We start from the raw sequence: 13,412 nt of genomic DNA on the forward strand, positions 1-13,412 counted from the left end.
GGAGCGTGGGGAGCGAGGACGCGGCGTGGAACTAAGGGTAGCCTAACCTAAGTTGGTTACCCCTTGAACCCCGGGGGTCCCCATGCGTCACAAAAGCGGAGCCGCCCCCTCCGAAGTCGGAAAGGGCGGCTGGTGACGCGGGGGTCGGGGCAGGCGCCCGGCCGGCTCAGGCGGTCTTCTTGAGCTTCTTCGCCTTCTCGATCGCGTCCGCGAGGTCCTCCAGGATCGGGGCGCACTTGTCGTACGAGAAGATCGGCTCCGTGACGCGCGGGATGACCTGTCCGGCCTTGACGGCGGGCAGCTTCTTCCAGGTCGGCTTGGACTTGTCCAGGACGTCCGGCTGGATGGCGGAGGTGCGGTTGTCCATCATGATGATGTCCGCGTGGTACTGGTCGACGTTCTCCCAGCTCAGGTTCTCGAACCAACCACCGGAGGCCTTCTTGGCCTTCTCCGGCGGCTCGACGAGGTTCACGCCGAGCGCCTTGAAGTACTCCAGGTCCGCCGAGAGGTCCGAACCGGAGACGTAGAACAGCTCCTGGCTCGCGGAGCCCACGAGCACCTTGATGTCCTTGTGGGCCTTGGCCACCTTGCGCAGCCGCTCGGAGGCGTCCTCGAAACGCTTCTTCGCCTTGGCGACCTTGTCCGCCTTCACGTCCGCACCGAGCGACTCCGCGAGCGCGAGAATGCGCTGGAGGGGCTGGGTCATCTGGCGGTCGTAGACGCTGATGCCGACGCTGGGGGCGAGCTTGTCCACCTTGCCCGCGTTCTCCTCCGGCACGTACCAGAGGGTGCCCTTGGCGTCGAACATGGTGGAGATCAGCACGTCGGGTGCGAGGGAGGCGTACTTCTCGACGCTGAACTGGCCCCATTCGTTGCCGATGATCGTCAGCTTGCTGATGTCCATGTCGCCGGCCTGGACATCGGGCTTGCCGTCCCCGGTCTTCGTCGGGCCGAAGACGCCCTTGCACTCGATGCCGTAGTCGAAGAGGGCGGCGGCGACGCCGGTGAAGGCGACGATGTTCTTCGGCGTCTTGTCGCGCTCGGCGGTCTTGCCGCGGTCGTCCTTGAAGCTCCAGGGGCCGGACTTGGCCGCGCCGCCGTCGGCCTTGGTGTCCCCGTCCTTTTTGTCGTTGCCGCAGGCCGCCAGGACGGCGGTGAGGCCGAGGGCGCCGCCGGCGGCGAGGATGCCGCGGCGGGAGAGCTGGGTCGGACGGGGCTGGGACATGTGGGTTCTCTGCTTTCGTGACGGTGCGGCGGCTCGGGGCCACTGGCCGGAAGTAGAGCTTAGGCTAGCCTAAGCTGACTTCGAGTCCAGGGGTCCCCTCCGCGCCGCACCGCCCCGAGGGCGCCGGTGGTCAGCCCGCGAAACCCAGCTCCCGCGCGATGAGCATGCGCTGTACCTCGCTGGTGCCCTCGCCGATCTCCAGGATCTTGGAGTCCCGCCACATGCGGGCCACCGGGTACTCGTTCATGAAGCCGTACCCGCCGTGGATCTGGGTGGCCTCGCGGGCGTTGTCCACGGCGACCGTGGAGGAGTACAGCTTGGCGATGGCCGCCTCCTTCTTGAACGGCTCCCCGGCCACCAGGCGCGAGGCCGCGTCCCGCCAGCCGACCCGGGCCATGTGCGCCCGCGTCTCCATGTCGGCGAGCTTGAACTGGATGGCCTGGTTCGCCCCGATCGGCCTGCCGAACGCGTGCCGCTCCTTGGCGTACTTCACCGACTCGTCCACGCAGCCCTGGGCGAGCCCGGTGGCCAGCGCGGAGATCGCCACCCGGCCCTCGTCCAGGATGCGCAGGAACTGCGCGTACCCGCGGCCCTCCTCGCCCAGGAGGTTGGCGAGCGGCACGCGGACGTCGGAGAAGGACAGCTCGCGGGTGTCCGAGGCGTTCCAGCCGACCTTCGAGTACGGCGCCGCGACCGTGAAGCCCGGGGTGCCCGAGGGCACGATGATCGAGGAGATCAGCGGCCGGCCGTCCGGCTTGCGACCGGTGACGGCGGTGACCGTGACCAGACCGGTGATGTCCGTACCGGAGTTGGTGATGAAGCACTTCGAGCCGTTGATCACCCACTCGTCGCCGTCCCGCACCGCCGTGGTGCGGGTGCCGCCCGCGTCCGAACCGCCGTCCGGCTCGGTCAGCCCGAACGCGCCGAGCACCTCACCGGCGCACAGCCGGGGCAGCCACTGCCGCTTCTGCTCCTCGGTGCCGAACAGGTGCAGCGGCATCGCGCCGAGCGAGACACCCGCCTCCAGGGTGATCGCCACCGAGGAGTCGACGCGGGCCAGCTCCTCCAGGGCGATGCCGAGCGCGAAGTAGTCGCCGCCCATCCCGCCGTACTCCTCCGGGAAGGGCAGGCCGAACAGGCCCATGCGGCCCATCTCGCGGACGATCTCGTAGGGGAACTCGTGGCGTTCGTAGAAGTCGCCGATCTTCGGGGCGACGACGTCGTGCGCGAACGCCTCGACGGTGCGGCGCAGTTCCTCGTGCTCGGGGCTCAGGCGGTGGTCCATCGTATTCTCACTGCTCCTGGTGGGTCAGGGCGCGGACGGTGCGGGACGGGCTGGGCCGGCCGAGGTGGCCGGCCATCCAGGCGCTGGTGGCGCTGAGGCGGCCGAGGTCGACGCCGGTGTCGATGCCGAGGCCGTGCAGCATCCACACGAGGTCCTCGGTGGCGAGGTTCCCGGTGGCGCTCTTGGCGTACGGGCAGCCGCCGAGGCCGCCCGCGGAGGCGTCCACCGTCGTCACGCCCTGCTGGAGGGCGGCCAGGGTGTTGGCGAGCGCCTGGCCGTACGTGTCGTGGAAGTGCACGCCGACGCGCTCGACCGGCACGCCCGCCTCGCCCAACGCGGTGAGCAGGGCGCCCACATGGCCGGGCGTGGCCACGCCGATGGTGTCGCCGAGGCTCAGCTCGTCGCACCCCATGTCGAGCAGGGCGCGGCAGACGCGCACGACCTGGTCGACGGGCACCGGGCCCTCCCAGGGGTCGCCGAAGCACATCGACAGGTAGCCGCGCACGTGCATCCGCTGCTCCCGCGCGCGGGAGACCACCGGGTCGAACATGGCGAGGGCCTCGTCCACCGTGCGGTTGAGGTTGGCCTTGGCGAAGGACTCGGTGGCGCTGGCGAAGACGGCGACGCGGTGGGCGCCGAGCGCGAGGGCGCGGTCCAGGCCGCGTTCGTTCGGCACGAGGACCGGCAGATGCACGCCCCGCAGGTCGCCGAGGAGCGGGAAGAGCCGCTCGGCGTCAGCCAGTTGGGGCACCCACTTGGGGTGTACGAAGCTGGTCGCCTCGATGGTGGTCAGGCCCGCGTCGGCCAGGCGGTGGACGAACTCCGCCTTGATCTCGGTGGGCACCACCGACTTCTCGTTCTGGAGGCCGTCGCGGGCGCCGACCTCGTGGATGCGGACGCGGGCGGGCAGGCCCTCGCCCGGCACCGTCATGGGCAGCCCGCCGGGTGCGCTCGCGGTGGTCATCCCCGGTCCTCCTCGGTCGTTTCGTCGGCCGGGGTCACCACGGCGAGCAGTTGGTCCATGGCGACCGTCGAGCCCGGGGTGACGTCCAGCTCGGTGACCGTACCGGCGTGCGGGGCGGAGATGACGTGCTCCATCTTCATCGCCTCGACCACGAGCAGGCTCTGACCGGCGCTCACCTGGTCCCCGGGGGAGACCTTCACGACCGTGACGGTGCCCGGCATGGGGGCGGTGAGCGCGTCGGCCCCGGCGTGCGAGGCGCCCGTCAGGCTCGCCTCCACCGGGTCGTGGTCCCGCACGTGCCAGGCGTCGCCGTCGCGGCCCAGCCAGTCGCCCGCGCGGTGGAAGGTGTGCCGGACGCCGTCCACCGTGACGTGCACCCGGTCCGGGGTGACGGTGTGGCCACTGCCGCGCAGCCGGTGCGTGACGGGTTCAAGTCCCGCGGCCTGGAGCCAGTGCGTCACGGGCGCCGGGGTGCCGCCGAGCCGCCAGCCGCTCGGCACGGAGAAGGGGTCCGTCCAGCCGTCCGGCGCGGGGGCGAGGGCGGCTTCGCGCACCGCTGCCGCCGCCTCGTACACCTCGTCGGGCACGCCGTCCGGGACCAGGGTGTCCACCTCGCGCTCCACGAGGCCGGTGTCGAGGTCGCCCGCCATCACCGCAGGGTGGGCGAGGAGCCGGCGCAGGAAGCCCGCGTTGGTCGGCACGCCCAGGGTGACCGTCTCGGCGAGGGCGGCCCGCAGCCTGCGCAGGGCCGTGGCCCGGTCGGGGCCGTAGGCGATGACCTTGGAGAGCATCGGGTCGTAGAGGCTGCCGACCTCCGTGCCCTCGCTGAGGCCCGAGTCGGTGCGCACGCCGTCGCCCTGCGGCTCGCGCAGGGAGAGGACCGTGCCGCCAGAGGGCAGGAATCCGCGCGCGCCGGCCTTGACGGACACGGTCTCGGCGCAGATCCGGGCCTCCACCGCGTGCCCGGTCAGGGTGATGTCGTCCTGGGTGAAGGGCAGGGGCTCCCCAGCGGCCACCCGCAGCTGCCACTCGACCAGGTCGAGACCGCGCCCGGTGCCGGCCTGCCCGAGGGAGACGACCAGCTCCGTGACGGGGTGCTCCACCTGGAGGCGGGTGTTCATCTCCATGAAGTAGTACGAGGAGGGGTCCTTGCCGGGGACGATGAACTCCACGGTGCCCGCGCCGGTGTATCCGCAGGAGCGGGCCGCCTGGACCGCCGCCTCGCCCATCGCGGCGCGGGTGGCCTCGTCCAGCAGGACGCTGGGCGCCTCCTCGATGAGCTTCTGGTGGCGGCGCTGGAGAGAGCATTCGCGCTCGCCGAGGTGGACCACGTTCCCGTGGCCGTCCGCGAGGACCTGGATCTCGATGTGCCGGGGGCGGTCGACCCACCGCTCGACGAGGAGGGTGTCGTCACCGAAGGAGGCGCGGGCCTCGCGGCGGGCCGCCGCGATCTCCTCGGCGAGGAGGGCCTCGTCCCGCACCAGGCGCATGCCCTTGCCGCCGCCGCCCGCGCTCGGCTTGAGGAGGATCGGCGTGCCGATCTCGCTTGCCGCGGCGGCCAGTTCGGCGTCGCTCAGGCCGCTTCCGGAGGAGCCGGGGACGACCGGGACGCCGGCCGCCCGCACGGTCTCCTTGGCGCGGATCTTGTCGCCCATCAGGTCGATCGCGGGGGCGGGGGGTCCGATGAAGGTGAGGCCGGCGTCGGCGCAGGCCTGCGCGAACGCGGCGTTCTCCGCGAGGAATCCATAGCCGGGGTGGACCGCTTGGGCGCCGGAGGTGGCCGCCGCCCCGAGGATCCGCTCCACGGACAGATAGCTCTCGGCGGCCGGCGGCGGACCGATCCGTACGGCGGTGTCGGCCTCGCGCACATGGCGGGCGTCCGCGTCCGCGTCGCTGAACACCGCGACCGAGCGGATGCCCAGCGCGCGCAGCGTGCGGATGACGCGGACCGCGATCTCGCCCCGGTTGGCGACCAGGACCGTGTCGAACATCGTCATTCGTTCCTCACATCCGGAAGACGCCGAAGCCGGGCTCGCCCAGCGGTGCCCCGGCGCACGCGGTCAGGGCGAGGCCGAGGACCTGCCGGGTCTCCAAGGGGTCGATGACGCCGTCGTCCCAGAGGCGGGCCGTGGCGTAGTAGGCGTTGCCCTGCTGTTCGTACTGCGCGCGGATGGGGTCCTTGAAGGCCTCCTCGTCCTCGGGGGCCCACTGCTCGCCGCGCGCCTCTACCTGGTCGCGCTTGACCGTGGCGAGGACGGAGGCGGCCTGCTCGCCGCCCATCACGGAGATCTTGGCATTCGGCCACATCCACAGGAAGCGGGGGCTGTAGGCCCGGCCGCACATGGAGTAGTTGCCCGCGCCGTACGAACCGCCGATCACGACCGTCAGCTTGGGCACGCGCGTGCACGCCACGGCCGTGACCATCTTCGCGCCGTGCTTGGCGATGCCGCCCGCCTCGTAGGTGCGCCCGACCATGAAGCCGGAGATGTTCTGCAGGAAGACCAGGGGGATGCCGCGCTGGTCGCACAGCTCGATGAAGTGGGCGCCCTTCTGGGCGGATTCGGCGAACAGGATGCCGTTGTTCGCGACGATCCCGACCGGGTGGCCGTGGAGGTGGGCGAAGCCCGTCACCAGCGTGGTGCCGTACTCCGCCTTGAACTCGGCGAAGCGGGAGCCGTCGACCACGCGCGCGATGACTTCCCGTACGTCATAGGGGGTGCGGGAGTCCGTCGGCACCGCGCCGTACAGCCCGAGGGGGTCGACCTTGGGCTCCGCCACGGGCTGGACGGGCCAGGGCGGGGCGGTGCGCGCGGGGAGGGTGGAGACGATGGTCCGCACGATGCGCAGGGCGTGCGCGTCGTCCTCGGCGAGGTGGTCGGTCACCCCGGAGATCCGCGAGTGGACCTCGCCGCCGCCCAGTTCCTCGGCCGTGACGACCTCGCCGGTCGCCGCCTTCACCAGGGGCGGGCCGCCGAGGAAGATCGTGCCCTGGTTCCGCACGATCACCGCCTCGTCGCTCATCGCGGGGACGTACGCCCCGCCGGCCGTGCAGGAGCCGAGGACCGCCGCGATCTGGGGGATGCCGGCGCCCGACATCCGCGCCTGGTTGTAGAAGATCCGCCCGAAGTGCTCGCGGTCGGGGAAGACCTCGTCCTGCATCGGCAGGAACGCGCCGCCCGAGTCGACCAGGTACAGGCACGGGAGGCGGTTCTCCAGGGCCACCTCCTGGGCGCGCAGGTGCTTCTTCACCGTCATGGGGTAGTAGGTGCCGCCCTTGACGGTGGCGTCATTGGCCACGACGACGCACTCGCGTCCCGAGACCCGGCCGATCCCGGCGATGACGCCGGCCGCCGGCGCCTGCCCGCCGTACAGCCCCTCGGCCGCGAGGGGGGCCAGCTCCAGGAAGGGCGAGCCCGGGTCCAGGAGCGTGTCCACGCGGTCCCGGGGCAGCAGCTTGCCGCGCGCCACATGGCGGGCCCGCGCCCGCTCCCCGCCGCCCAGCCTGGCCGCGGCGAGCCTGGCCCGCAGCTCGTCCACGAGGGCGGTGTGCGCCGCCTCGTTCTCCCGCCATGCCTCGGACGCGGGATCTGCCGCGCTCGTCAGCACTGGTGCCTGCCGCATCAGTCGAGCCCCCTTGCTCGGTCCACCCGTCACGCCCGGATCGGTTAATGAGCGTTAACGTGTTTCCCTTAGGTTAACGACCGCTAACCGGCCTGTCTAGAATTGATTCCATGGCCACCAGAACCGACGCCCCCACCCGCCGCGAGCAGATCCTCAAGGAGGCCGCCCGGCTCTTCGCCGAGCGCGGCTTCCACGGCGTCGGCGTGGACGAGATAGGTGCCGCCGTCGGCATCAGCGGCCCCGGTCTGTACCGGCACTTCGCGGGCAAGGACGCGATGCTCGCTGAGCTGCTCGTCGGCATCAGCGGGCAGCTCCTGACGGGCGGCAAGCGGCGCGTGGGCGAGACGGACGGCTCGCCGGAGCGGGTCCTCGACTCGCTCATCGAGGGGCACATCGACTTCGCCCTCGACGACCGCTCCCTGATCACCCTGCACGACCGCGAGCTGGACCGCTTGCGCGACAGCGACCGCAAGCTGGTCCGCCAGCTCCAGCGGCAGTACGTGGAGATCTGGGTCGAGGTGGTGCGCAAGGTCTACCCCGGTCTCGCCGAGAACGCGGCGCGGGTGTCGGTGCACGCCGTCTTCGGGCTGCTGAACTCCACGCCGCACCTGAGCCGCCGCGACGCGCTGCCCAGCCGGGCGGCCATGGCGCGGCTGCTGCACCGCCTGGCGCGGGGGGCGTTCGCGGCGGCGGCCGCGGAGTGACCTGCGTCTCTGGACGCTCTGGTGACCGCCGGGTAACCTTCCTCTGAGCAAGCGCTTAGTCGATGTGGGCAGAGGGAGTACTCCGTGCGCCGTACCGTTTTCGATGAGGACCACGAGGCATTCCGGCAGACCCTGCGCGCCTTCATCGAGGCCGAGGTCGTCCCGGTGTACGACGAGTGGTTCGCCGCCGGCCAGGTGCCGCGCGAGTTCTACTCCAAGCTCGCCGAGCTGGGCCTGTTCGGGATCAACGTCCCCGAGGAGTTCGGCGGCGCCGGCCTGGACACGCACAAGTTCGAGGCCATCCAGTACGAGGAGACGGCCCGCGCGGGCGTCACCTTCGGCGGCTCCGGCGTGCACGTCCTGCTCGCCCTGCCCTACATCAAGATGCTCGCCACCGACGAGCAGAAGAAGCGCTACCTGGAGAAGTTCGTCTCCGCCGAGGAGATGTGGGCCCTCGCGATGACCGAGCCGGGCACCGGCTCCGACGTCGCGGGCATGAAGACCACCGCCAAGCTCTCCGCGGACGGCACGCACTACGTCCTCAACGGCGCCAAGACCTTCATCACCGGCGGCGTGCACGCCGACCGCGTGATCGTCTGCGCCCGCACCTCCGCGCCCACCGCCGAGGACCGCCGCTTCGGCATCTCCCTGTTCGCCGTCGACACCAAGTCCGAGGGCTACTCCGTCGGCCGCAAGCTGGACAAGCTCGGCCTGAAGACCTCCGACACCGCCGAGCTGGCGTTCGTCGACGTCAAGGTCCCCGTGGAGGACCTCCTCGGCGAGGAGAACAAGGGCTTCTCCTACCTCGGCAGCAACCTCCCCTCCGAGCGCTGGGGCATCGCCTTCGGGGCGTACGCGCAGGCCAAGGCCGCCGTCCGGTTCGCCAAGGAGTACGTCCAGGACCGCACGGTCTTCGGCAAGCCGGTCGCGTCCTTCCAGAACACCAAGTTCGAACTGGCCGCCTGCCAGGCCGAGGTGGACGCCGCCGAGGCCGTCGCCGACCGCGCCCTGGAGGCCCTGGACGCGGGCGAGCTGACCGCCGCCGAGGCCGCCTCCGCCAAGCTGTTCTGCACCGAGGTCGCGCACCGGGTCATCGACCGGTGCCTCCAGCTGCACGGCGGCTACGGCTTCATGAACGAGTACCCCATCGCGCGCCTGTACGCGGACAACCGCGTCAACCGCATCTACGGCGGCACCAGCGAGGTCATGAAGATGATCATCGCGAAGAACATGGGCCTCTGAGAGCCGCTGCCCGAACCGCCCGGTAGAACTACCCCCATGAACCAGGCACTTGACGCCCTCCTCGACCTGCTCGACCTGGAGCAGATCGAGGAGGACATCTTCCGGGGCGTGAGCCGTTCGGCGCTCGTGCCCCGCGTCTTCGGCGGCCAGGTCGCCGCGCAGGCCCTCGTCGCCGCCGGGCGCACCGTCCCCGGCGACCGGCCCGCCCACTCCCTGCACGCGTACTTCCTGCGGCCGGGCGACCCGGGCGCGCCGATCGTCTACACCGTCGACCGCATCCGCGACGGCCGCTCCTTCACCACGCGGCGCGTCGTCGCCGTCCAGCACGGGCAGCCGATCTTCCACCTCTCCGCGTCCTTCCAGACGTACGAGGAGGGCCTGGAGCACCAGGCGACGATGCCGGCCGCGCCCGACCCCGAGACACTGCCCACGGCCGCCGAGACGCTGCCCCGCCAGCTGCCCGCGCCGGTCGCCCGGCGGCTCGTCGAGGCGCGCGCGGCGGTCGACCTGCGCTACGTCGACGTGCCGCCCTGGGGCACCGTCGGGCAGCCCCGCGAGCCGCGCTCCCAGGTGTGGTTCCGGACCAACGGCAAACTCGCCGACGACGCCTGCGGCTCCCTGCTGCACGTCTGCCTCGCCACGTACGTCTCGGACATGACCCTGCTCGACTCGGTGCTGCTCGCACACGGCCGGGGCGGCTGGGCCGTCGGCGACGTCGTCGGGGCCTCCCTGGACCACGCCATGTGGTTCCACCGGCCCTTCCGCGCGGACGAGTGGCTGCTCTACGACCAGGAGTCGCCGTCCGCCTCGGGCGGCCGCGGTCTCGGCCAGGCCCGGATCTGGACGCGCGACGGGCGCCTCGCGGTGACCGTCATCCAGGAAGGCGTCGTGCGCGTCCCGCGCTGAGCCCGGGCCGGGGTTCGCGTTCCCCGCTGATCGGACATACCGTCCGGTACATGAGTGAGCAACCGTCAGAGAAATCGCAGGGCGGCGGCGAGAGCACGGCCACGGTCGTCGTCGCCGCCGTGGCCAACCTCGGGATCGCCCTGGCCAAGGCCGTCGCCGGTGTCATCAGCGGCTCCAGCGCGATGCTCTCCGAAGCGGCGCACTCCGTGGCGGACACCGTCACCGAGCTGATGCTGCTCGTCTCCCTCAAGGCCGGCGAGAAACCCGCCGACGAGGAGCATCCGCTCGGCTACGGAGGGGCCCGGTACATCTGGGCGCTGCTCGCCTCCGTCGCCACCTTCGTCGGCGGCGGCATCTTCGCGATCTACGACGGCGTCCACACCCTCACCCACGGCGAGGCGCCGGGCGACCCGCTCATCTCGTACATCGTGCTCGGCGTCGCCTTCCTCCTGGAGGGCTACTCCCTGCGGACCGGCCTCAAACAGGCACGTGGCGAGGCCGACCGCTACGGAGTGCGCCTCAAGCGCTATCTGCGGCACACCCCCGACACGGCGGTCAAGGCCGTCGTCATGGAGGACTCGGCGGCGCTCGCGGGCCTGCTGCTCGCCGCGGCCGGACTGCTGGGCGGGCAGCTCACCGGCTCCGGCGTCTGGGACGGCGTCGCCTCGCTGTGCATCGGCGTGCTGCTCGTGTACGTCGCCTGGGTCCTCGGGCACGCCAACGCCGAGCTGCTGATCGGCCGCCCGCTGCCGCGCGAGATGCGGGACACGGTGCGGGCCGAGCTGCTCGCCGACCCGCACGTGGTGGCCGTACTGGAACTGACCACGCTGCTCCAGGGCCCCAAGGAGGCGCTGGTCGCCGCGAAGGTCGACTTCCGGGACATGTCGAGCGCCGCGGACATCGAGCGGGCCTGCGACCGCATGGCGCGCCGCCTCCAGGAGCGCTTCCCCTCGATCAGGCGCGTGTACCTGGACCCGACACCGGGCACGGGGCAGGAGCCGGCCGGGGGCCCGGGTCAGGACTGAGGGGTCAGCCCCGCCGCGTCCAGCAGGTAGGCGGTCATCGGGTCGTAGTGGCGGGGGCTCGTGACGTGGTCGTCCAGGGGGACGGTCACCTGCACCGTGCCCTCCGCCTCGCCGATGAACAGCGCCGGGTCGTTGCAGTCCGCGTAGCCCACCGAGTCCAGGCCGCGCTGGCCCGCGCGCCCGGCCCAGCCGTGGTCGGCGACCACCAGGTCGGGCCGGGGGCGGCCGGCGCGCTCCAGGCCGTCCAGGACGGCGTTCATCGGCTCGGGGGAGTGCGTGTGCCACAGCGTCGCGCCGCGCTCCAGGACCGCCACGTCCGCGAACTGGAAGACCATGCCCTCGTCGGCCATCAGGCCTTCGGGGATGACCACGATCTCGCAGCCCGCCGCGCGCAGGGCGGCGGCCGTCGCGCGGTGCACGTCGAGCAGCCCTCCGGGGTGCCCGGTGGCGAACAGGACGCTCTCCTTGCCGGCGGCGGCCTTGCGCAGACGGCCCGCCATGCGCTCCAGGGCGTCGACCGTCAGCTCCGGGTCGATGGTGTCCTGGCCCTGCCGGTGCCCGGGGTCGTCGATGACGCCACAGCGCTCGGCCATCACCGCGAGGACGTCCTGCTCGTCGCTCCAGCGGTCGCCGAGCTCCAGGCCGAGCCAGTAGTGACGGTCGCCGTTCGCGAGCTTCCTGTAGTGGCTGAGGTTGTTCTCGCGGGGGGTGGCGACATCGCCCGCGATGCGGGTGCGGACGAGGTGGTCGACGAGCGCGGCACGGGTGGGTATCGGCATGGCTCCTATTGTGCGGGACGAGCGCTCTGTGCAGCACGGACACCGGGCCGCTCCCTGTTCAGCGCGAACCACAGCTCCATCCGTACGTCCGGGTCGTCCACGTCCGTTCCCAGGAGTGCGGCACAGCGCGCGATCCGCTGGTGCACGGTGTTGCGGTGGACCGTGAGCGCGACCGCCGTGCGGTCCCAGCTGCCGTGCAGGGACAGCCAGGTCCGCAGGGTCACCGTCAGCGCCTCGTTCCCGGCGAGCGGGGCGAGCAGCACGCGCGCGTGGGCGTCGGCCTCCTCGGGGTCGACCAGCGCGGCGAGGCCGTTGGCGTGGTGGCGTACGAGGGGCCGCCGGGTGGCCTCCGCGCGGCGCAGGGCGCGGGCGGCCTGGGCGTCCGCTGCCGCGAGGTCGCCGGGGGCGGCGGCCGCGGCGACGCCGAGGGTCCAGCCGTGCGCGGGGGCGACCTCGCGGCCGGCGGGGACGAGCAGGCGTACGACGTCCTCGCGCGGGTCGACCAGGGCGGTGCCGAGCGCCGCGGCGAGCGCGGCGGCGGCCAGCGGGGTGCGCTCCCCGCGCGCGTGGACCACGCTCCACGTCCCGCTCCCCAGAAGGGGCCCGGTCTCCTCCGGGGGCGCCCCGATGAGCAGGCGCACGAGCGCCGCCGAGCGGGCCGCTTCGGAGGCGCCCTGATGTTCGCCGGTGAGCAGGGAGAGCAGGACGACCGCCGCTCCCGCGATGGTGTGGTCGCCGCTCTCGCGGCGTTCCGTGGCGACGCCGAGCGCGAAGCCGCGGCCCCCGCCGAGCGCGTACGCGGCCAGATGCGTGGTGCCGGCCGTGTCGGTGGCGGAGGCCGGGGCGGCGGGCGCGGCACGCCGAACGACGCCGGTCAGCTCCCGCAGGCCCGCCCGCGCCGCCTCCCGCGCCTGCCCCTCGGCCTGCAGTTCGGTGCCGTCGGGGCCGTAGAGCGCCGCGAGCCCGCCGAGCCGCGCCGCCAGCCGGCGCAGGACGGCGGGGACGGGGTCGGGCCGTGCCGCGGCCGTCGCGAGGGCCTGCTGCGCCTCGGCCACCCGGCGCAGCTCCCGGTGCCGGGCCTCGGCCATCAGCCGCCACACCGCGCGGGCGACGCCGCTGAAGGTGGTGCGCGGCGGTACCTCCAGGAGGGGCAGTCCGCGGCGGTCGCAGGCCGCCACCAGGGCGGGCGGCACCGTGTCGTGCACGGGGGCGACACCGAAGCCGAGGGCCGCGCCGCCCGCCGCGACGATGCGGGCCACATAGGCGTCGAGGTGGTTGTCGGCGCCTGCGGGGTCGGTGATGTGCACGCCCGCCGTCAGGAGCAGCTCGCCGCCCAGGAGGTACGGGTAGGGGTCGGCCATCTCCGAGGTGTGCACCCACTGGACGGCCGTGTCCGCGGTGTCCGGGCCCGCGATCTGCCGCAGGCCGAGGTCGGCGCGGGCCAGCAGCGCGGCGAGCGGGACGGGCTCGGTGGGGGGTGCCGTCGGGCCCGGCGGGCCGGTGGGGTCGGCCATGGTGGACGTTCCATCCGTATCGGTCGTGCGGTGTGGAGGAAACGTACACTTCAGCGCGGCTTATCGGCCACTTAGGGTCGTGCCGACCGCATGCCGTGGGGACGGGCGGATGTCCCCGGGGCTGCCGGTCAGCACCTCCATCGGCAC

At 72.5% G+C, this 13,412-nt stretch carries 11 protein-coding genes; 4 read left to right on the plus strand and 7 right to left on the minus strand.

Annotated features, from left to right (window positions below):
* Nucleotides 1-166 precede the first annotated feature (166 nt).
* From ACZ5GP_RS19025 to ACZ5GP_RS19045, 5 genes are all read right to left on the minus strand, one after another.
* Nucleotides 167-1,225, minus strand: a complete 1,059-nt coding sequence (locus ACZ5GP_RS19025; protein ID WP_361075973.1) for an ABC transporter substrate-binding protein — start codon at nt 1,223-1,225, stop codon at nt 167-169.
* A gap of 130 nt (nt 1,226-1,355) precedes the next feature.
* Nucleotides 1,356-2,510, minus strand: a complete 1,155-nt coding sequence (locus tag ACZ5GP_RS19030) for an acyl-CoA dehydrogenase family protein (protein ID WP_358587827.1) — start codon at nt 2,508-2,510, stop codon at nt 1,356-1,358.
* Nucleotides 2,511-2,517: 7 nt separating this feature from the next.
* Complete coding sequence (locus ACZ5GP_RS19035; RefSeq protein WP_468751946.1) at nt 2,518-3,474, minus strand: hydroxymethylglutaryl-CoA lyase; 957 nt, start codon at nt 3,472-3,474, stop codon at nt 2,518-2,520.
* The gene (locus ACZ5GP_RS19040) at nt 3,471-5,465 is read right to left on the minus strand and encodes an acetyl/propionyl/methylcrotonyl-CoA carboxylase subunit alpha (protein WP_468752156.1); all 1,995 of its coding nucleotides are present in this window, start codon (nt 5,463-5,465) and stop codon (nt 3,471-3,473) included. The genes ACZ5GP_RS19035 and ACZ5GP_RS19040 overlap by 4 nt, the downstream gene beginning before the upstream one ends.
* A gap of 13 nt (nt 5,466-5,478) precedes the next feature.
* Entirely contained in the window at nt 5,479-7,095 is a 1,617-nt protein-coding gene (locus tag ACZ5GP_RS19045) for a carboxyl transferase domain-containing protein (RefSeq protein WP_468751947.1), read from the minus strand.
* A 110-nt stretch (nt 7,096-7,205) separates the two neighbouring features.
* Here ACZ5GP_RS19045 and ACZ5GP_RS19050 point away from each other — a divergent pair, with 110 nt between their 5' ends.
* The 4 genes from ACZ5GP_RS19050 (at nt 7,206) to ACZ5GP_RS19065 (ending at nt 10,972) form a co-directional block, all read left to right on the plus strand.
* Nucleotides 7,206-7,799 carry an SACE_7040 family transcriptional regulator gene (locus ACZ5GP_RS19050; protein ID WP_468751948.1) on the plus strand — a complete coding sequence of 198 codons (594 nt, stop codon included), beginning with the start codon at nt 7,206-7,208 and terminating at the stop codon, nt 7,797-7,799.
* An 84-nt stretch (nt 7,800-7,883) separates the two neighbouring features.
* Nucleotides 7,884-9,041, plus strand: a complete 1,158-nt coding sequence (locus tag ACZ5GP_RS19055; RefSeq protein WP_468751949.1) for an acyl-CoA dehydrogenase family protein — start codon at nt 7,884-7,886, stop codon at nt 9,039-9,041.
* A 36-nt stretch (nt 9,042-9,077) separates the two neighbouring features.
* Nucleotides 9,078-9,947 (plus strand): acyl-CoA thioesterase, encoded by an 870-nt coding sequence (locus ACZ5GP_RS19060; protein ID WP_468751950.1) that lies wholly within the window; start codon nt 9,078-9,080, stop codon nt 9,945-9,947.
* 50 nt (nt 9,948-9,997) lie between these two features.
* The gene (locus tag ACZ5GP_RS19065) at nt 9,998-10,972 is read left to right on the plus strand and encodes a cation diffusion facilitator family transporter (protein WP_468751951.1); all 975 of its coding nucleotides are present in this window, start codon (nt 9,998-10,000) and stop codon (nt 10,970-10,972) included.
* On the opposite strand, the gene ACZ5GP_RS19070 is transcribed toward ACZ5GP_RS19065, so the two are convergent.
* Together ACZ5GP_RS19070 and ACZ5GP_RS19075 are read right to left on the minus strand one after the other, a co-directional pair.
* Nucleotides 10,963-11,751: a phosphatase gene (locus tag ACZ5GP_RS19070; protein WP_358587810.1), complete on the minus strand. Its 789-nt coding sequence runs from the start codon at nt 11,749-11,751 to the stop codon at nt 10,963-10,965. The genes ACZ5GP_RS19065 and ACZ5GP_RS19070 overlap by 10 nt on opposite strands.
* Nucleotides 11,752-11,756: 5 nt before the next feature.
* Nucleotides 11,757-13,265 (minus strand): PucR family transcriptional regulator, encoded by a 1,509-nt coding sequence (locus tag ACZ5GP_RS19075; protein ID WP_468751952.1) that lies wholly within the window; start codon nt 13,263-13,265, stop codon nt 11,757-11,759.
* Between the last annotated feature and the right edge of the window lie 147 nt (nt 13,266-13,412).

This window comes from Streptomyces sp. NPDC031466 (assembly GCF_055581265.1).